The sequence below is a fragment of the Cellulophaga geojensis KL-A genome (assembly GCF_000568425.1).
GTDB lineage: Bacteria > Bacteroidota > Bacteroidia > Flavobacteriales > Flavobacteriaceae > Cellulophaga > Cellulophaga lytica.
Genome location: NZ_ARZX01000012.1, coordinates 33,690 through 54,531 on the forward strand (window position 1 = coordinate 33,690; position 20,842 = coordinate 54,531).

Consider the following 20,842-nt stretch of genomic DNA (forward strand, 5'->3'; position numbering starts at 1 on the left):
GCTAAAAGATGAAAATTTTATCATATCAAATTATATAAACTTTAAAACAAAATATTATGTCAACATTAGACAATACATCGCTTAAATTACCAAAAGAAAATTTAGAAGCAGAAGACTTTTTACCATTATTAGGAACAGACTATGTAGAACTTTATGTAGGTAATGCAAAACAAGCAGCACATTATTATATGTCTGCATGGGGTTTTCAGCCACTAGCATACGCTGGCCTAGAAACTGGTTTAAAAGACCGTGTATCTTACGTAATAGAACAAGGTAAAACTAGGTTAGTACTAACCTCTCCTTTAAATTCTGGAGGAGATATAAACAGGCATATTGACTCTCATGGAGATGGCGTAAAAACAGTTGCCCTTTGGGTAGATGATGCTACAAAAAGTTATAAAGAAACAACTAGCAGAGGCGCAGAAAGTTATTTTGAACCAAAAAAAGAAGAAGATGAAAACGGAGAAGTTGTTTTCTCTGGAATACATACTTATGGTGAAACTGTACACGTTTTTGTAGAAAGAAGCAATTACAAAGGTATATTTTTACCAGGTTATAAAGCTTGGAACCCACATTATAAGCCTGCAGATACCGGCTTAAAATACATAGATCATATGGTAGGTAATGTAGGGTGGAATGAGATGAACAAATGGTGTGAGTTTTATGCTAAAGTAATGGGGTTTGCACAGCTTGTTTCTTTTGATGATAAAGACATATCTACAGAATACACTGCTCTAATGAGTAAGGTTATGAGTAACGGTAATGGCCGTATTAAATTTCCAATTAACGAACCTGCGGAAGGAAGAAAAAAATCTCAGATTGAAGAGTACATAGATTTTTATAACGGAGCAGGTGTACAACATATGGCATTAGCTACAGATAACATTATAGAAACTGTAACTGCATTAAGAGATCGTGGCGTAGAATTTTTAACTGTTCCTAGCTCTTATTACGAAGATGTTTTAGACAGAGTTGGTGAAATTGATGAGGACTTAGCACCTTTAAAAGAACTAGGCATTTTAATAGATAAAGATGATGAAGGCTACTTATTACAAATATTTACGAAGCCTATTTTAGACAGACCAACAATGTTTATAGAAATTATACAAAGAAAAGGCGCAAAGTCTTTTGGTAAAGGAAACTTTAAAGCTCTATTTGAAGCCATAGAAAGAGAGCAAGAATCTAGAGGAACCCTTTAACAAAACCACTATATTATTATGAATGCAGTAATTTTTGCATTTAAAAGCTAAGGTAGTGTTAACACTTTAGTTAAAGTAAGTTAAAACCAATTATTACTCTGAATTAATGTAGTACTTTTGACGGCATAAGGGGTGGTTCCCTTATTAACTTTAAGTATTGGTTTTTCATAATTTAAAGTTTGGTTGGTTATTTAGGAAAAGCCCAGTTTTAAGACTGGGCTTTTTTTTATGCAATACTTTGGAACAAAAATTGTTTAAATAATTGTAAAGACATTTAATTGTATTTTCAATTTTAGTAATTTTACATCATAACGATATGAAAAAAGTATACATAACCCTTTTATTACTAGCAACTTTTTCTGCTAACTCCCAAAATACGCACAGTGCGTTTAAAGCAGGAGAATGGCTACGCTTTAGAATTCATTACGGAATTTTTAATGCTAGTTACGCCACACTACAAGTTAAAAATGACAAAATAGACAACAAATCTGTTTACCACGTTGTTGGCAAAGGAAGAACCACAGGTTTAGCACGTGTATTTTTTAAAGTAGATGATACTTACGAGAGCTATTTTGACAAAAATAATGGCAAACCCTATAAATTTGTTAGAAAAGTAAGTGAAGGTAGCTACACCTTAGATTTAGATATAGATTTTGATTATAAAAACAAAAAAGCTACTCTAAACGATCATAAAAAAGATAGAAAGTTAGACTTTTCTATAGACCATAAAATACAAGACTTAATATCTGCTTTTTACTATCTTAGAAACAACTATAAACCAGAAGATTTAAAAAAAGGGGAATTTGTTGTTTTAAATTTACTTTATGATGATGATGGTATTTTTAAGTTTAAACTAAAATATTTAGGAAAAGAAACTTTAAAAACTAAATACGGTAAAGTAGAATGTCATAAATTTAGACCCTACGTAGAGTCTGGTCGTGTTTTTAAAGAACAAGAAAGCTTATCACTATGGGTTTCTAATGATGACAATAGAATTCCTATTAGAATAAAAGCAGACCTAGCTGTTGGCTCTATAAAGGCAGACCTAGATGGTTATGCCGGATTAAAGCATCAGTTTAAAATAATAATGGACTAACATTTAATGGACAATAAAGAAAAGATAGCGTCTCAAATTTTAAAATTAGAAGAAAAATACAAAGGATCTGGACAAGATTTAAGCTCATACCTAGATGGGTTACTTTATGAAAAATACCTTACCTATTGGGATTATATTCATTTAGACACGCTTTTAAGTTTACAAATACCAAGAACACATTTTCCGGATGAGGAAATTTTTATAATGTATCATCAAATAACGGAATTGTACTTTAAGTTAATTTTACATGAGCAAAAGCAAATTGTAGATGACAAATCTCAAGATGTTGATTTTTTTATAGAAAAGGCCAATAGAATAAACAGCTATTTTAAAGTTCTTATATCTTCATTTAGTATTATGATTAATGGTATGGATAGAGAGCAATTTTTAAAATACAGAATGGCGCTATTGCCAGCTAGTGGTTTTCAGTCTGCACAATACAGAATGATAGAACTTTATGCTGCTCCTTTAGAGAACTTAGTTCATAAAACAAAAAGAGAACAGTACTCATCAGAAAACAGTATTGAAGAACTTTATGAAGAAATTTACTGGAAAAACGGAGCTACAGACAAAGATACCGGAGAAAAAACACTAACACTTAAACAATTTGAGTACAGGTACACACCGCGTTTAATACGTATTGCCAACCAAGTAAAAGACAATACAGTTTATCACAAATACCTTGCCTTGCCTAAAAAAAGTCAAGAAAACAAGGAGTTAATAAGCGCATTAAAAGCATTAGATATAAATGCAAATGTAAATTGGCCACTAATGCATATGGGCTCTGCTTACAAATATTTAGCTAAAGATAAAGAAGCTATAGATGCTACCGGAGGAACCAATTGGAAACAATATTTACCTCCAAGTTTTCAAAAAGTAGTGTTTTTCCCTTATTTATATACAAAAGAAGAGTTAAATAATTGGGGAAAAGAATGGATAGACCATATCTTTAACCCCGAAAAATCTAAATAATGCAAAAATTTCTTCTTACACTTTTAACAATTTCTATTTTTATCTCTTGCAAGGATAGCAAGGTAAAGCCTAATAACAACATACCAGAAGTAGAAACTATAGAAAAACCTGTAGTAGCAATGGAGTATGGTTTTAACCTAGATAACTTTACTGTTTTACAAGACACAATTAGAAGCGGCGATAGTTTTGGAGAGTTAATGACTAACAATAAAGTAGATTATCCAAAAATTTATAAAATATCTGAAGAATACAAAGATAGTTTTGATGTACGCCGTATTAGAGTTGGCAAACCTTATGTTATTTTAAAATCTAAAGACACTACACAAACTGCACAATATTTTATTTATGAAAACGACCGTATTAATTACACGGTTGTAGACCTAAGAGACTCTGTAAACGTTTATAAGAAAAAGAAAAAAGTTACCTACGTAGAGCGCGAGGCATCTGGTATTATAAACACATCTTTATCTGAGGCTATTTTAGAACAAGGCATAGATTACAATATAACTAATAATTTATCTGAAATATATGCTTGGTCTATAGATTTCTTTAGACTACAAAAAGGAGACAAGTTTAAGGTTATATATAAAGAACGTTATATTAATGATAGTATTTATGCCGGATCTGAACCAATAGAAGCTGCCTACTTTGAGCATAATGGCAAACCTTTTTATGCTTTTGAGTACGTAACAGACTCTCTAAAACAAATAGCAGATTACTATGACCAAGAAGCAAACAACTTAAGAAGAGCATTTTTAAAAGCTCCTATTAAGTTTAATTACAGAATATCTTCTCGTTACAATTTAAAAAGAAGAATTAAATATTATGGCTATAAGGTAAGGCCACATAAAGGTACAGATTATGCTGCAGCAATAGGAACACCAATTATTGCTACTGCAAATGGTACTGTAGTAGAATCTACAAGACGTGGTGGCAATGGTAAATTTGTAAAAATTAAACACAACGGTACATATAGCACGCAGTATTTACATATGAAAAACCAAAACGTTAGAAAAGGAGACTACGTTTTACAAGGAGATGTAATTGGTTGGGTAGGTATGACAGGTAATACTGGTGGTCCTCACGTTTGTTATAGGTTCTGGAAAAATGGAAGACAAGTAGATCCTTTAAGAGAAAAACTACCAACTGCAGAAGCAATTGCCGACAGTTTAAAAACTGGTTATTTGGAATATATTAAACCAAAAATGTCTCAGTTAGATAAAATTGTTTTTCCTAAAAAAATAATTACTCAAGAAGAAGATAAAGAAGAAAACATAATTAATCCATAATAATGGCATTACAGAACACCAACCCTACTAAAACTGCCGCTTGGCAAAAATTACAAGAAAACTATACTAACACTAAAAATCTTAAGGTTAAAGATTTGTTTAAGGATGATGAAAATCGTGCTAAAAAACTAACCATAAAAGATAACGATTTTTTGTTTGACTATTCTAAAAACAGAATTACAGAAGATACTGTAAAGCATTTATTAGAATTAGCAAACCAGGTAGACCTTAAAGGAGCCATAGAAAACTACTTTAAAGGAGAACCAATAAACCAAACCGAAGGAAGAGCTGTTTTACACACTGCCTTACGAGCAAAAGAATCTGACACAGTTTTAGTTGATGGTAAAAACGTAATACCTGAAATTTATGCTGTTAAAGAAAAAATTAAAAATTACACCGAAAGTATAATATCTGGCAAAAGCAAAGGCTACACAGGTAAAGCTTTTACAGATGTAGTAAATATTGGTATTGGAGGGTCTGATCTAGGACCAGCAATGGTTGTAGAATCTTTAAAGTTTTACAAAAATCATTTAAAAATGCATTTTGTAAGCAATGTAGATGGTGACCACGTACACCAAATACTAAAAGAACTAAACCCAGAAACTACATTATTTGTGGTAGTTTCTAAAACTTTTACAACACAAGAAACACTTAGTAACGCTACCACTATAAAAAAATGGTTTTTAAACCCTGAATTTAAAACCAAAGAAAGTGATATTGCACTACATTTTGCTGCCGTATCTACCAATGCAACTAAAATAGCAGAATTTGGTATAGATGCAAACAATGTATTTCCTATGTGGGATTGGGTTGGCGGACGTTTTTCTTTATGGAGCGCCGTAGGTTTAAGCATTGCTTTATCTGTAGGTTTTACCAATTTTAACAACCTATTAATGGGTGCTAACGAAATGGATGAGCACTTTAGAAATACAGATTTTTCAGAAAACATACCGGTTGTATCTGCCCTACTAACTATATGGTATAACAATTTTTACAATGCAGAAACCGAAGCTATAATTCCTTACTCGCAGTACCTAAGTAGATTTTCTGCTTATTTACAACAAGGAATAATGGAAAGCAACGGAAAAAGTGTAGACCGCAATGGAGACCCTGTAACATACCAAACAGGAACTATTATTTGGGGAGAACCAGGAACCAACTCTCAGCACGCATTTTTTCAATTAATTCATCAAGGAACTAAAGTTATTCCTGCAGAGTTTATAGGCTTTAAAGAGTCTTTGTTTGGAGATCAAGATCATCAAGACAAACTAATGGCTAATTTTATAGCACAAACCGAAGCTCTTTTAAACGGAAAAACAAAAGAAGAAGTACTTGCAGAATTACAAGAAAAAGGACTTTCTGATAAAGAAATAGAAGACCTACTCCCTTTTAAGGTTTTTGAAGGCAATAAGCCAACAACTACATTACTAATAAACAAATTAACGCCAAAAAGCTTAGGAAAATTAATAGCTCTTTATGAACATAAAATATTTGTTCAAGGCATTATTTGGAATATTTTTAGCTATGACCAATGGGGTGTAGAATTAGGAAAACAATTAGCCAGTACAGTTTTAAAAGATATAAATTCTGACAAAAATGAAACTCATGACCCATCTACACTACAAATTTTAGAGGGTTACAAAAAATAGAAACTACCTACTAAAATTATTAAAATGGCGTTGATAACTTCTTGTTTATCAACGCCATTTTAACTTAAATTTATGTTATTTTTGCGTTAACTGATTTAACATTCTGTTAACGTACAAGTAGTAGAAATTATACACTTTTGTGCCGTTAATAAAAAAACTAAAGAACAAAAGAAAAATGAAAAAAAAGTACTTCGTTTTTGTCGCTATGTTATTATGTACGGCATTCGCATTTTCTCAAGGAACCATCACTGGTAAAATATTGGATGGTGATTTAGGAGGACCTCTACCAGGAGCAAGTGTAGTTGTAAAAGGAACTACAAATGGTATGGCTGCCGATTTTGACGGTAACTTTAGCATTGAAGCACCTAGCAACTCTGGTGTATTAGTGGTATCTTATATTGGATACATCACTAAAGAAGTAAGCTTTAATGCAGTTGGAAATGTAGGTAACATTACATTAATGCCAGATGCAGAGGCTTTAGAAGAAGTTGTTATTGTAGCTTCTGTAGCTGTAGACAGAAAAACTCCGGTTGCTGTTTCTACAATTAAAGCTGCTGACATTGAACTAAAATTAGGAACACAAGAATTTCCTGAAGTATTAAAATCTACACCTGGTGTATACGCTACTAAGTCTGGTGGTGGTTTTGGTGATGGTAGAATTAACCTTAGAGGTTTTGACTCTGAAAACGTTGCTGTAATGATTAACGGTGTACCTGTTAATGATATGGAAAACGGTAGAGTATACTGGAGTAACTGGGCTGGTTTATCAGATGTTACTTCTTCTATGCAAGTACAAAGAGGTTTAGGTGCTTCTAAAGTAGCTGTACCTTCTATTGGTGGTACAATAAACATCTTATCTAAAACTACAGACGTAGAAAAAGGTGGAAATATTATTGGTGGTGTTGGTAATGATGGATACCAAAAATACGGTGCTACTTTATCTACTGGTTTAATGGATAACGGATTTGCTGCTACAGTATCTGCATCTAAAACAACTGGTGAAGGTTATGTAGACGGTACGCAATTTAATGGTTTTAACTATTTTGTAAACATCTCTAAGCAGATTAATGATAACCACAAATTATCTTTAACTTCTTTTGGTGCTCCACAAACACATGGCCAACGTCAAAACAGAAGTTCTATTGACACTTACAGAAATGCTGAAAGTGGTATTAGATTTAACCCAGATTGGGGTTACAAAAACGGTCAAGTTACTCACATAGAAGACAACTTCTACCACAAATCTCAAACTTCATTAAACCACTATTGGAATATTAATGACAAATCAATCTTATCTTCTGCTTTATATGCCTCTTGGGGTAAAGGTGGTGGTGGTGGTACTGCTGGTAACACAGACTTATTTAACACTAGATTAGGTGGTTTTGATCAACCAGTAGACTTAGACAACATCGTAGAAATTAACCGTGAAAATGGCCGTCAAGGTTTTGGTTCTGATGCTTATTTAAGAGCTTCTATAAACAACCACGAGTGGTTTGGATTCTTATCTACTTACAAAAACTCTTTAACTGAAAACTTAGATTTATTAGTAGGTATTGATTTAAGAGATTACACTGGTGATCACTATTCTGAAGTTACAGATTTATTAGGTGGTAGCTATGCTTTAGATAATGACAATGAAAACAACCCTAATGCTAGGTTACAAGTAGGTGACAAGCGTCAGTATCATAATGTTGGTAATGTAGGTTGGCAAGGTTTCTTTGCACAAGCAGAGTACTCTCAAGACAAACTTTCTGCATTTTTATCTACTGCAATATCTAATACATCATACCAAAGAATAGATTACTTTAACTATTTAGATTCTGATCCTGATCAAAAAACTGATAGATATAACTTTTTAGGTTATAGTGTAAAAGGTGGTGCTAACTACAATATAGATGACAACCATAATGTTTTTGCTAACATTGGTTACTTTGAAAAAGCTGCAAACTTTGGTGGTGTATTTGTTGGATTTGACAACGAAAACCAAAACCCAGATGCAGAAAACCAAAAAATATTTAGTGCTGAAATAGGATACGGTTACCGTAGTGAAAAATTAGCTGCAAACCTTAACATTTACAGAACTACTTGGAATGATAGAACTGAAACAGCTACATTTAACAACCCTGATGGAACATTAGGTACTGCTAACATTTTAGGAGTAAATGCACTACACCAAGGTATAGAATTAGATTTTACATATAGAGCTACAGACGAGTTAACTATAACAGGTATGGCTTCTTTTGGTGACTGGAGATGGCAAAACAATGTTACAGATGTAGAAATTTTTGATGAAGATCAAAACTTAGTTAACACAGTAGATATCTACATTAAAGATTTACGTGTTGGTGATGCTGCACAAACTACAATGGCTTTAGGACTTAACTATGAAGTTATGCCAAAAACCAACCTTATTGTAGATTACAACTACTATGATAACTTATATGCTAACTACGATCCTAGTGACCGTGGAGATGCGTCTACTCCAGAAGCTTGGAAAGTGCCAGATTACGGTTTATTTGATGCTGGTTTAAGACACGGATTTAAATTAGGTGAGTTTGATACTACTGTTACATTAAGAATGAACAACGTATTTGACACAAGATACATTGCAGATGCACAAGATGGTGGTGACCACGATGCATTAACTGCTAGTGTTTTCTATGGTTTTGGAAGAACTTTTAGCATAAGCACAAAAATTAGATTTTAATTAAAAAAGCATATTTTAAGATGAAAAAAATTATATATTCACTAATCGCAATTGGGTTATTCTTAACCTCTTGCGACCCAATGGAAGACATTAACAAAGAGTTAGATGTTTTAAATGCTATAGATTCTGAGATAGGAAACCTTGAATATACATTTACCGAGGACGATTACAAAGATTTCTTTGAGTTTGACTTTGCTAACTTTAGTTCTGTAGATGATGCAAAAGCATTAATTCCTAATTACTTAACAGAAACTTACCCATTTTTAGGAGTTACCTATAATAACGATAAAGAAGTTGAAGAAGTTTCTTCTGCTTTAATAACTTTTGATTGGTACAATAGAATACCAACTTATGAAGCAGAAATTAGAGTTTTAACTGCAGAAGAGCATAATGCTATAACAGGAGAAACTTACGGTAATTTTTCTGATGAAGATCATGTATTTGATTTCTTAGCTGCTGAATACCCTGCTGCTGAAGAAGGTGATTTTGTTTCTTTACGTTATGAGTACTACGCAGGTACTACTACTGAGCTTACAGATGGTTTCTTATTTGAAAACGGAGCTTGGACTAGATATGCTGGTTTTACACCTGCAGAATATAATGAAATGGGAGAAAGCTACCCTAACTTTTCTAGCCATGATGAAGCTGCTTTAAAAATACCTGTTACTTTACCTGAGCGTTTTAAATTTGATGCTAAAGAAGCTGGTGATATTGTAGTTGCAACTTATGAGCTTTACACTAAAGTAGGAGAAGATGCAAATGGTAACGACATTAGAGGAACTGTTACTTACACTAGCAATTTTATTTTTGATGGTGCTAACTGGTCTAAATACAATAATGTTGCTACAGAAACTATTCAGTTTGCACACAACGGTATTACTTGGGTTCCTGACAATACAATTAAGTACACTTTAACTGCTGCAGATTATGCTTCAGTAGGTAATGGGCAATACAATAACTTTGATGTTAGAGAAGGTAAAGCTGAAGCTACAGTTGAATCTAGATTAGCTAAAATAAATACAATTTTGCTTGCTAATTTCCCTAATTCTGAAGAAGGTCAAAAATTCTCTGTAACTTACAGTGTATACTCTGGATCTAACGAAGTTTGGATTATGAATGTTATTTTAGAAGGTGGAGCATACGTTCTACAATAATAGGCTAACATTTTAAAAAATTAACCTCTATCTATACATTTAGATAGAGGTTTTTTTATAGAAAAAGTTTAACGCAAAAAAACAAAGGCTTAAATTAGCTGCATACTTTTAAAGTATCAATTTTTAGTAAAGACAAGATGATGACGAAATCTATTTTAAACATAAAAAAATACACTTACACTATACTTTTATCTGCAATTATATTAGGATGCAGTAGCTCTGATGGAGGCACAGAACAACCAGACCCAGAACCAACTCCTGTAAACAAACCAATTGCAGTAGATGATGAAGTAACAGGTATAGAAAATGAAGAGTTAATTATAAGTTCACTTTTAGAAAATGACTCTAGAATTGGAGCCACAATAACTTCCTTTGACGCTACCAGCACCGGTGGTGCCACAATTATTGAAAATAGAGATGGCACTTACACTTATACCCCTAAAGCAGATTTTATAGGCGTAGATACATTTACATACACAATATGTGATACTGAAGAAACTCCCAACTGTTCTACAGCTACAGTAACCGTTTCTATTGTAGATGAAGGAGACCCTGTAGCTATAGATGATGCCTACGCAACTGTAGAAAATACAGCTACCACAATTACAACTGCTTTAGATAATGACACTATTATTGATGATGCCATATTAACATCTGTAGATGGTAGTGGATCTAGTGGAACTGTAGAGCTTAACAGCAACGGAGAAATTGTTTATACACCACAAAGCAACTTTACTGGTAATGATTCTTTTACATATACCATTTGTGATAATGATAAGCCTGATGCTACTTGCTCAACAGCAACAATTACCATTACAATTGCCGAAAAATTAAGTTTTAATATACCAGTAGAATTACAAGAATATTATTCTAACGTTGCTTTTTCTAACAATGCAGAAGTTACTTTAAACGCTTTAAAAGAGCACACAACTAACAAACACACAACTATTTTATCTTACGGGCAAAGACACAATTATTTGTATAATGCAGACGAAGATGAAACTATAGCAGACAACGTAATTTTAATGTATTCTGGTGAAAGTAGAGACCACAGAGAATATCAGTCTGGCTCTAATAGTCATTCACCACAAACATTTAATACAGAACATATTTTCCCACAGTCTAAATTAGGTTCTAATATCGCCGTTTCAGATTTACACCATTTACGTTCTTGTGATGCTATAGTAAATGAAGACAGAAGTAATTTTGCGTATACAAATGGATCTGGCGAGTACAAATTAATAGATAGCAACAAATGGTATCCTGGAGACGACTGGAGAGGAGATGTTGCACGTATGGTACTTTACCTAAATATTAGATACAATGAAGATATTACGCAAGTAGGAACAATGGACTTATTTTTAGAATGGAATGCAGCTGACCCCGTATCTAGTTTTGAAATACAACGTAACAACGTAATTGAAGAAGCACAGGGCAACAGAAATCCATTTATAGACAACCCTTATTTAGCAACAATAGTTTGGGGTGGTAACGAAGCAGAAAATAAATGGGAATAAGCCCAAAAAACCTTATTTTTTATTACTTTTATAGTTAAACAATTTACTATGTATACTACAATTTTAAACTTACATTCTTACTTTGCTTTTATAGTTTTAGCTATCTTAATTTTAGCTGTTATAAATGCTATTTCTGGGTTAACATCTAAAAGAGATTTTAACTTAAGTAAAGACTTTAGAGTGTCATTATTTGCACTAATATTATCGCATTTACAGTTACTTATTGGCCTAATTCTATTTTTTGTTTCTCCTAACGGACTAGAAGCAATTACAACTAACGGAATGGGCGGATTAAGTTCTGCGGCTCGTTTATTAGCCGTAGAGCATCCATTTATAAACATAATTGCAATAGTGTTTATTACAATTGGCTGGTCTAAACATAAAAAAGTAATGGAGAGTGCTAAAAAATTTAAACTAATAGCCATTTTTTATGGCTTAGGATTACTATGCCTTTTAAGTAGAATTCCTTGGGGACAATGGTTCTAAAATAGATACAAAAAACAAAATACTAAAAAACCAAGTGATACAATTCACTTGGTTTTTTTATACCTAAAAGCAGACAAATTAATTATCCTCTTTTCTAATTAAATAAATGTACACCGGAAAATGATCACTGTAAGCTCCAGTATAACTACCTCCAGAATATGTTCTTTTAGGGTAACCTTTGTACCTACCCTTACTAGTTATTAAATATGGGGCATTATATATACACGCTTTCCAGAAAGAGTAGCTATCCTTTTGTTTATTTACCAAATTTCCTGTAAAAAATATTTGATCAAAAACATTCCACTTATCCCTATAGGCTAAAGAGCCCTCGCCTTTTCTATATAGTTCATCCATAGGATTAAACAATATACTATCTGAAACCTTTTTTAATCTACCTTCAGTTTGTAGTACCTTTTTAAAACTCTTGTTAGTTGGGTCATCATTAAAGTCACCCATACTAATAATTTTAGCATTTATATTCACCCGCTTAACAGAGTCTATAATTCTTTTATTAAGAATAGCAGCTGCTATTCTATTGGGTCTGCTCCGCGCCTCACCTCCACTTCTAGATGGCCAGTGATTTACAATAAAATAAATCTCCTCATTATCTAATAATCCACCAACAATTAATTGGTCTCTAGTGTAATCTCTATAATTACTATCTTTAAATAAAAGTAGTCTATGACTTTTAAAAGATGTTGGTATAAATGCTTGTTTTTTATATAATAAGGCAACGTCTATACCTCTTTCATCAGGAGAGTTATAATGTATAACCCCATACCCCTTATTTATTAATGCTGGTTGCTGAATTAAATCTGTTAAAACTGTATCATTTTCCACCTCACAAACACCAATTATATCTGGTGAAGAATTAGTAACACTACTACCAATTTTAGCCAATGTAGTAGACATATTTTTAAGTTTTGCCATATACTTATCGCTAGTCCACTTATCTTTTCCTAATGGTGTACGATCATCATCAAAAGTATTAGGATTGTTAATTGTGTCAAATAAATTTTCCAAATTGTAAAAAGCAATAGTTCTAATTTGATAACGTTGCTTAGACTGAGCTATTAAAGTTACTTTAGTACATAAATAAATTATCAAGAAAAAACCTATACATTTACTAGTGATATTCATTTGATTAACAATTTTTCATATAAAAATAAAGAAATTTCCTTAAAAAACTCTATTTTCACAGAGTTATGCGATTGTTTATCAATATTTTATCTTTATTATTTGCAGTAAATATAGTAGCTGCTCAAGGTAAATATACCATTAAAGCAACAGTAGAAGACCCACAAAAAAAATCATTACAATTAGCTGGTACTGTAGACATACAAAATACAAACTCTACCACAAGTATTATAAATAATGCTTTTAAAATATCTGTTAACAAAGGCAACTACATAATAAAAATTACGGTTAAAGATTACAGCATAGTAAAGCTACCAATAACAATTACAAACGACAATATAGATTTGGGTACTATTTATTTACAGAAAGATATTACCGTTGAGAAAGTAGACAACTTAATAACCTTAACAGATGCGGCTCTATCTGAAGAAGAAACCAGTACAATTACATCGGGCTTATTACAAGCAACCAGAGACGTGTTTTTATCAAGAGCTGCCTTTGATTTTGGACAGGCTTTTTTTAGAGTTAGAGGATACGATTCTAAATATAGCAAAGTATTAATAAATGGTATTGCTATGAATAATATTAGCGATGGAAGACCTCAATGGAATAACTGGGGAGGATTAAATGATGTCACAAGAAACCAAGAATTTACTTATGGACTACAACCTGCAAAGTATAGTTTTGGCGGTATTTTAGGAACAACAAATATTAATACACAACCGTCTAAAATGAGACCTGGAACAAGAGTTTCATTTTCTGCAGCAAACAGAACTTATACAGGACGCGTAATGACTACCCACACATCATCAACAAACAAAAAAGGGATAACCTACAGCATATCTGCCTCTAGAAGATGGGCAAAACAGGGATATTTAAATGGAACATTATATGATGCTTATTCAGTATTTGGCGCCTTAGAATACAAGTTAAATTCAAAAAACACATTATTAGCAACAGCAATAGCTGCAACTAACCGTAGAGGCCGGTCTTCTGCAGTAACAGAAGAAGTCTTTTTACTAAAAGGAAGAAAATATAATCCGTATTGGGGACTACAAAACAACAAAATTAGAAATTCTAGAGAACGTAAAATTACACAACCTATTTTAATGTTTAATCATATTTACACAACTACAAACACCACTATAAATACAGGGGTTAGTTACAAATTTGGCCCACATAAAAAAAGTAGGCTAGGCTACTACAATGCTCCAAACCCAGATGCTACATACTACCGTTATCTTCCTAGTTTTTATATAAATAGTCCAATTGGCGCTAATTTTGAAAGTGCAGAAACAGCAAGACAATCGTTTATTAAAAACTCTCAAATAAACTGGGGTAATATTTATAACGCAAATAACACTTATGAAGATGCTAAGGCATCTTATGTTTTATATAATGATGTTGTAGATGATAAAACTATAACTTTTAACTCTACGGCAAATATTACACTTAACAAGCATTTCACTATAGATTCTGGCATATTATACAAAAACCTCAGCGCTAAAAATTATGCTATTATTGATGATTTATTAGGAGCAGAATACCATTTGGATATTGACACATTCTCTAATACTAGCAATGATGTTAATGGAAATAACAACAAAACAAACAATCAAATTTTTAGCTATAACTACAACTTAACCGCAAGTAATTTAAATGCATTTGCACAAATAAAAGCTACGTATAAAAAGTGGTATGCATCATTAGCTATAAACACAAATACAATTAGTTACCAAAGAAATGGTTTATTTAAAAATGAACGCTACCCTGAAACATCAATAGGAAAAAGCAATAAAGTAAATTTTAATGCACTAAATTTTAAAGGATCTTTTACCTATAAAATAAACGGGAGACATTGGGTTAATGGCAAATTTGCACTCATAAAAAAACCTCCAACAATACAAAATACCTTTATTAACCCAAGAGAAAACAATGCAGTTGTTAACAATATTAAAAACCAAACAATTAGAACAGGAGATGTAAATTACTTTATACGCTTGCCAAAACTAACTGGTCGTGTTTCTGCATTTTACTCTCTGTTTAATGACGAAACTGATGTTAATTTCTTTTTTGTAGAATCTGGAATTGGGTCTGACTTTGTACAGGAGGTAGTTACAGGAATAGACAAAAAACACAAGGGTATTGAGATTGGCTTGGAATATGAGTTATCTTCTGCCGTTAAAGTTACAGGCGTAGCAGCAATAGCAGACTACACCTACAATAACAACCCTAATGTTGCTATAAATTTTGACACCACTAACAATGATGAAAATGCAATAAACTTAGAAGGGTATAGCAACTTAGGAGAAAGCAACATTAAAAATTACAAGCTTGCTCAAGGGCCACAAAAAGCAATTGCAATAGGCTTAGAGTATAGAGACCCTAAATACTGGTGGATTAGTGGCTCTGCTAACTTTTTAGGTAATAACTACGCTAATATATCTACCATTACCAGAACCCGTAGTTTTTACTTAAACCCAGACACCAATGAACCCTTTACAGACGCTACCCCAGAGAACGTAAACAAATTACTTGCTCAAAATAAAATGAAAGATTTTTACTTACTAAACATTGTTGGCGGAAAATCTTGGATTATAAATGGCAAATATGTTAGTGTATTTGCTAGTGTTAATAATGTTTTTGATACCGTTTTTAAAACTGGTGGTTACGAACAGAGTAGAAACGGAAACTATGGGCAAATGAAACAAGACAATTTAAGCACCTCCCCATCATTTGGCACTAAATACTGGTATGGCTATGGGCGTACATACTTTTTAAATTTAGCAATTAGCTTTTAATATGATTTTAAAAAAACACCTAACAATAAGTATCTCATTTTTTTTAATAATAAGCTGTGTTAAGGACAAGGATTTTGACATTTCAAAAACCAAATGTTCAGAGCTGGTATACAACTTAAGCTTAATTAACTTAAACACTATTACTGAGGGAGATATTACACAAGTGCAAGAAGACATAATTATAGAAGGCTACATTGTATCATCAGACATAGAAAATAATTTTTTTGGAACAATACATATTCAAGACAAAGCAATAGAACCTACAACCGGTATTTCTTTCCTAGTAGATTTAAGAGATTATTATTTACAATATAAACTAGGAGAAAAAGTAGCTATAAAACTAAAAGGGCTATACATAGCTAAAAAAAATAATGCTTTTGTAATTGGTGGTGTTTTTACTTCTTTTGGGAACCAGTCTGTTGGCCGGCTACCAAGTTTACAAGTGCAAGAACATATGTATGCAATATGCACCAACCAAACTGCTAAAGCTACAAAAACCACTATAGAAGATTTATCTTTTAGTATGATTAATACTGTGGTAGAACTAGATAACTTGGAGTTTATTGAGGAAGAACTAAGTAAAACGTTTGCAAACGAAAAAGAAGAAACAGAACGAGTACTTAAAGATTGCCTAGGAAACCAAATAAAGCTTGTTAACAGTGGTTATGCAGATTTTGCAACTAATGTACTGCCTAATAAAAACGGAAATATTACAGCTGTTTTAATTGAAGATAAAAACGAATTAAAACTAAAAATTAGAACAATTGCAGATTTAAGCTTTAACAACAACAGATGTCCTCCTATTGTAACCGAATTTACCTCTACTGCTATTTTTTTCTCAGAAATAGCAGACCCTAACAATAACACTGGCGCAAGGTTTATAGAGTTATACAACTCTAGCAACGAATCTTTAGACTTAAACAATTGGAAAATTAATAGGTACACCAACGCAAGTACAGATATTAGCTCTAGCTTAGACCTAACTGGCTATAGTATTAATGCAAAAAGCACGCTTGTAATTTCTCCTAATAAGGATGAATTTATTACTGTTTATGGCTTTGAACCAGACATAAGCATAGGAAAAAATAGTGTTGCAGACTCTAATGGTGATGATAACTTAGTGCTAAAAGATCCATTTGGCACTACTATAGATATTTTTGGTGTTATTGGCGAAGATGGTACTAATACCAATCATGAGTTTGAAGATGGCAAAGCCCAACGTAAAGAAACTATAAGTATGGGCTCTAGCACATATATGTTTAACCAGTGGTTAATTTTTAATGACACCGGTAGCAGTAACACTACAAATACACCGCAAAATGCACCAGATGATTTTTCTCCTAAAGTGCGTTAGGCACTCAAATCATCTAACATATTTTTTAAATCTTTTGGCGTAACTGGCTTTAAAATATAATCTGTAACAATATCATAGGTCTTAACCCTCTCTATATCTCTTGGGTCTATAGATGAACTAACTATGTAAATAACAACATCTTTTCTAATAGCCTCTGGTATTTTTACAAAATCATCTAAAAACTCCCAGCCATTCATTATTGGCATATTAAGATCTAAAAATATTAATCTTGGTAATTTTTTTTCAACTATAGATTTTTGAGTTAATTCTTCAATAGCATCCAAACCGTTTTCAAAAACTTCAATTTCCTCAGAAAAACCTACTTCTTTCATTATACGTTTAGTGCCATAAACAAAGATTGGATCATCATCTATTATGCAAGCGCTAAAAATTTTATTCATACAAATTATTTAAAACAATTAAAATATAGTGTAAATGTTGTACCTATGTCTACAGAGCTTTCAACTTCTATCTTTCCGTTCATAGCCTCTATTTGACTCTTGGTAATAAAAAGCCCAATACCTTTGGAGTTTTTATGCTTATGAAATGTTTTATACATTCCAAAAATTTTGTGCCTATGCCTTTTCATATCAATGCCTAAACCATTATCAGAGAAAGTAAGTACAACTTTATCTCTTTCCCTTTTGGTTTTTACATCTATTACCAATCTGCGTTTTGGGGAACTATATTTAATACTATTTGTAAGTAAATTTAATAAAATACTCTCTAAGTATGCAGGCACAGCACTAACTACAAACTCTTTAGGTATTTGTATGTTTAAGATAACATCATTTTCTTTTAGGTGGGCTATTATACTTTTCCTAACAGAATCAAAAGTTTCTAAAATACTTACACCCTCTAACTTACCAAGCACATTTAATTTAACACTAACCACCTCGTTTAAATGCGTAATAGTCTCATCTAAACTATCAGAAGACTCATTTAACATATTAATTAAATTAGCCCTTTCTTCTGGGTCTGTCTCATTAATTAAAAATCCCGTAAGCATTGATAGGTTTGTAGAATGAGACCTTAAATTATGAGATACTATATGTGCAAAGTTAGTTAAACTCTCGTTTTGGTCTGCAGTAATTTTTAATACTGATTTTACTTTGTTTTCTGCTTCCTTACGAGATGTAATATCTACCACCTGTGATATAAAGTGAGATAAGCTTCCATCTATTTTTGTTACCTTTGTTACCGATAAAATTACATAAACGGTATGTCCTTTTTTATGAAAATATCTTTTTTCTATTTGGTAATTATCAATTTCCCCTGCAATTAATTGATCTAAAAAATTAAGATCTTTTAAATAATCATCTGGATGGGTTACATCTTGAAAAGTTAAATTCATTAACTCTGCTTTAGTATACCCCAAACTATTACAAAGACTTTTATTTATTTTTAGCCATTTACCATCTAAGCCAATTAAAGCCATACCTACAGAAGAGTTGTTAAAAACCCCCGCAAAAGACTCTTTTCTTTTGTCTAATTTTAAAACTGCATGTCTGTATTCTGTAATATCCCAATTAGCCCCTATCATTTTTACAGCACCAGTATTTTGGTCTTTGTGTAATTGCCCAATAGATTTTATGTACTTTATACTCCCGTTTCTCTGTTTTATTCTAAACTCGGTATTAAACTCATCTTTATTCTGTATGGCATAATGCATTTCATTTATTACCCTATCTCTATCTTCTTCTACAAGTATACTTTTCCAGGCCTTGTGTAAATTTTTTTGTGTAGATGTTTCCGCTCCGTATAAAATTAAAGTTTCATTATCGCAACTAAGTTCTTGCTTAGCTAAATCATAGTCCCAAACACCAATATTTGCTGTTTTAGTGGCAATATTTAATCTTTTTTGAACTTCAGAGTGCACTAATTCTGCTCTCTTTCTTTCATCTATATCTTGAAAAGATCCGGTTAATTTTACAGCTTTGCCATTTATATACTCTGCTCTACCAATAGCCCTAACCCATTTTTCTTCTCCGTTAACCGTAATTATTATCAACTCTTCATCCCAAGGAGTTCCGTTACTAATAGCCTCGCTTATTAAAGAAACTATTTTTTCTCTATGGTATCCTTCTTTATAAAAGTTAATTCCGGTTTCTAAATTAGGCACATAATCATCATCTAAACCGTGTATTTTTTTTGTAATGCTGGTCCAGTACACCTCATTACTTATTAGGTTTACCTCCCAACCACCTACGTTTGCTACTTCTTGTGCTTTTAAACGGTATTCATCTTCGTTTCGCTTATGAGAAATATCTTCTCTTACTATAATTAGCCCTCCTACTTTGTCTTTCTCATTTTCCCAAGAGTTAATTTTGTAATTAAACCATTGTACTTTTCCGGTTTTATCTACAACCTTTTCTCCTTCAAAACTAATATAGCTGCCTTTTAAACAATACTCGTGTATTTTTTTTATATCATCTGTTGTGTCAGGAAAAACTTCATAATAAGACTTACCAATAATTTCTTTTTCTGTCTTTCCTATTTTACGCAACCAAAATTTAGAGCATTTTACAAAATGCATATTAACATCTAGAACACCTATCTCTATAGGTGCGTCATCAATAAATATATTTGTATGTGTTTTCTGCAAAGCTTAGCCTCTCTTTAATTTAAATATAGCATATTTCTAACCAAGTAAGAAATAACTTTATTTAAAAAATATTTTTTAGTGCAAAAATGATAAAAAATATTGCAAATACCGTAAATATCAATCAATTAAAAGAAAAAAAGGCTGTGCTTTTGTTAAAAACACAGCCTTTTACAGTAAAACATTATAACTATTCACTAATTTTTAGGGAAATTTTCATTATTCATTATTTCTTTTATCTGTAGTGTATGTCTCTCAGAATGAGCAGAAATAAATACCATTAATTGTACACCATCTAATGTACCAAAAGACATTTCTCCGTAATGATTTCTTAAGTTATCTTTTGTTTTTTTAGCATATTTAATATTTTGTTTTCTTTTTGCAACAAAAGCTTTAATAGTTTCTTTATGGCTGCCAAACTTACCGCTAGGCTCAATTGCAGATGGCGCTTTAGCTTTATTTTTTCTATTTAACATTACACCAATCACCTCATCATCAGTAAATTTAACTTCTTTTCTTTTAGATGCGTCTGCTGGCACTTGCACTGCCTTTTCTACCACACTAAAAATAGAGCTCTCTGATATTGCTATATGCTCTACGCACTCTGCTACAGACCAAGACTCTGGACTTGCTTTAAAGTTTAACTGCTCACTACTTAATCCTTTAATAGTTTTTAACAACTTTTTACTTGTCCTAGTCATTTCTGTTACTACTAACTCTTTATCTGCATTATTTAACCCTTGTTTTGATGGAACAAAACCTAATAATAGTAATGCCAATAATCCGTAAACTAATTTCTTCATTTTTTTGATTGTTTTAAGTTCTGCATTGTTTGTTGTTTTTGGTCTGATTAAATTACCTGTATAGGCACAAAAACCA

General features: G+C 32.1%; 15 protein-coding genes. 11 read left to right on the forward strand and 4 right to left on the reverse strand.

Annotated elements, in window-relative coordinates; genetic code table 11:
* The first annotated feature begins 56 nt into the window (after positions 1 to 56).
* From hppD to KLA_RS10160, 9 genes are all read left to right on the forward strand, one after another.
* A complete protein-coding gene (hppD, locus tag KLA_RS10120; protein WP_034645579.1) occupies positions 57 to 1,199 on the forward strand; it encodes a 4-hydroxyphenylpyruvate dioxygenase in 1,143 nt (380 codons plus the stop codon).
* A gap of 316 nt (positions 1,200 to 1,515) precedes the next feature.
* Positions 1,516 to 2,295 carry a DUF3108 domain-containing protein gene (locus KLA_RS10125; RefSeq protein ID WP_013620655.1) on the forward strand — a complete coding sequence of 260 codons (780 nt, stop codon included), beginning with the start codon at positions 1,516 to 1,518 and terminating at the stop codon, positions 2,293 to 2,295.
* Positions 2,296 to 2,301: 6 nt separating this feature from the next.
* Positions 2,302 to 3,267 carry a tryptophan 2,3-dioxygenase family protein gene (locus KLA_RS10130; protein ID WP_034645582.1) on the forward strand — a complete coding sequence of 322 codons (966 nt, stop codon included), beginning with the start codon at positions 2,302 to 2,304 and terminating at the stop codon, positions 3,265 to 3,267.
* The gene (locus KLA_RS10135) at positions 3,267 to 4,556 is read left to right on the forward strand and encodes a peptidoglycan DD-metalloendopeptidase family protein (RefSeq protein ID WP_013620657.1); all 1,290 of its coding nucleotides are present in this window, start codon (positions 3,267 to 3,269) and stop codon (positions 4,554 to 4,556) included. Before KLA_RS10130 ends, KLA_RS10135 begins: the two co-directional genes overlap by 1 nt.
* Before the next feature lie 2 nt (positions 4,557 to 4,558).
* A complete protein-coding gene (gene pgi, locus KLA_RS10140; RefSeq protein ID WP_013620658.1) occupies positions 4,559 to 6,205 on the forward strand; it encodes a glucose-6-phosphate isomerase in 1,647 nt (548 codons plus the stop codon).
* Between the two features lie 175 nt (positions 6,206 to 6,380).
* Complete coding sequence (locus KLA_RS10145) at positions 6,381 to 8,912, forward strand: TonB-dependent receptor (RefSeq protein WP_034645585.1); 2,532 nt, start codon at positions 6,381 to 6,383, stop codon at positions 8,910 to 8,912.
* 20 nt (positions 8,913 to 8,932) lie between these two features.
* Positions 8,933 to 10,066 carry a hypothetical protein gene (locus KLA_RS10150; protein ID WP_013620660.1) on the forward strand — a complete coding sequence of 378 codons (1,134 nt, stop codon included), beginning with the start codon at positions 8,933 to 8,935 and terminating at the stop codon, positions 10,064 to 10,066.
* Positions 10,067 to 10,206: 140 nt separating this feature from the next.
* The gene (locus KLA_RS10155) at positions 10,207 to 11,583 is read left to right on the forward strand and encodes an endonuclease (protein WP_235183533.1); all 1,377 of its coding nucleotides are present in this window, start codon (positions 10,207 to 10,209) and stop codon (positions 11,581 to 11,583) included.
* 48 nt (positions 11,584 to 11,631) lie between these two features.
* Complete coding sequence (locus KLA_RS10160; RefSeq protein WP_013620662.1) at positions 11,632 to 12,069, forward strand: hypothetical protein; 438 nt, start codon at positions 11,632 to 11,634, stop codon at positions 12,067 to 12,069.
* 78 nt (positions 12,070 to 12,147) lie between these two features.
* Here the strand turns inward: KLA_RS10160 and KLA_RS10165 are convergent, their stop codons facing one another.
* The gene (locus KLA_RS10165; RefSeq protein ID WP_034645592.1) at positions 12,148 to 13,209 is read right to left on the reverse strand and encodes an endonuclease/exonuclease/phosphatase family protein; all 1,062 of its coding nucleotides are present in this window, start codon (positions 13,207 to 13,209) and stop codon (positions 12,148 to 12,150) included.
* Between the two features lie 65 nt (positions 13,210 to 13,274).
* On the opposite strand from KLA_RS10165, the gene KLA_RS10170 reads away from it, so the two are divergent.
* On the forward strand, positions 13,275 to 16,007 hold the full coding sequence (locus KLA_RS10170) for a TonB-dependent receptor (RefSeq protein WP_034645596.1): 2,733 nt from the start codon (positions 13,275 to 13,277) through the stop codon (positions 16,005 to 16,007).
* A 1-nt stretch (position 16,008) separates the two neighbouring features.
* Complete coding sequence (locus KLA_RS10175) at positions 16,009 to 17,361, forward strand: DUF5689 domain-containing protein (protein ID WP_034645598.1); 1,353 nt, start codon at positions 16,009 to 16,011, stop codon at positions 17,359 to 17,361.
* On the opposite strand, the gene KLA_RS10180 is transcribed toward KLA_RS10175, so the two are convergent.
* From KLA_RS10180 to KLA_RS10190, 3 genes are all read right to left on the reverse strand, one after another.
* Positions 17,358 to 17,762, reverse strand: coding sequence for a response regulator (locus KLA_RS10180; protein WP_013620666.1), 405 nt, complete (start codon positions 17,760 to 17,762; stop codon positions 17,358 to 17,360). The two genes, KLA_RS10175 and KLA_RS10180, sit on opposite strands and share 4 nt — an antisense overlap.
* 5 nt (positions 17,763 to 17,767) lie before the next feature.
* Positions 17,768 to 19,966: a PAS domain-containing sensor histidine kinase gene (locus tag KLA_RS17605; RefSeq protein WP_013620667.1), complete on the reverse strand. Its 2,199-nt coding sequence runs from the start codon at positions 19,964 to 19,966 to the stop codon at positions 17,768 to 17,770.
* Positions 19,967 to 20,160: 194 nt separating this feature from the next.
* Positions 20,161 to 20,766: a DinB family protein gene (locus tag KLA_RS10190; RefSeq protein ID WP_013620668.1), complete on the reverse strand. Its 606-nt coding sequence runs from the start codon at positions 20,764 to 20,766 to the stop codon at positions 20,161 to 20,163.
* Positions 20,767 to 20,842 lie beyond the last annotated feature (76 nt).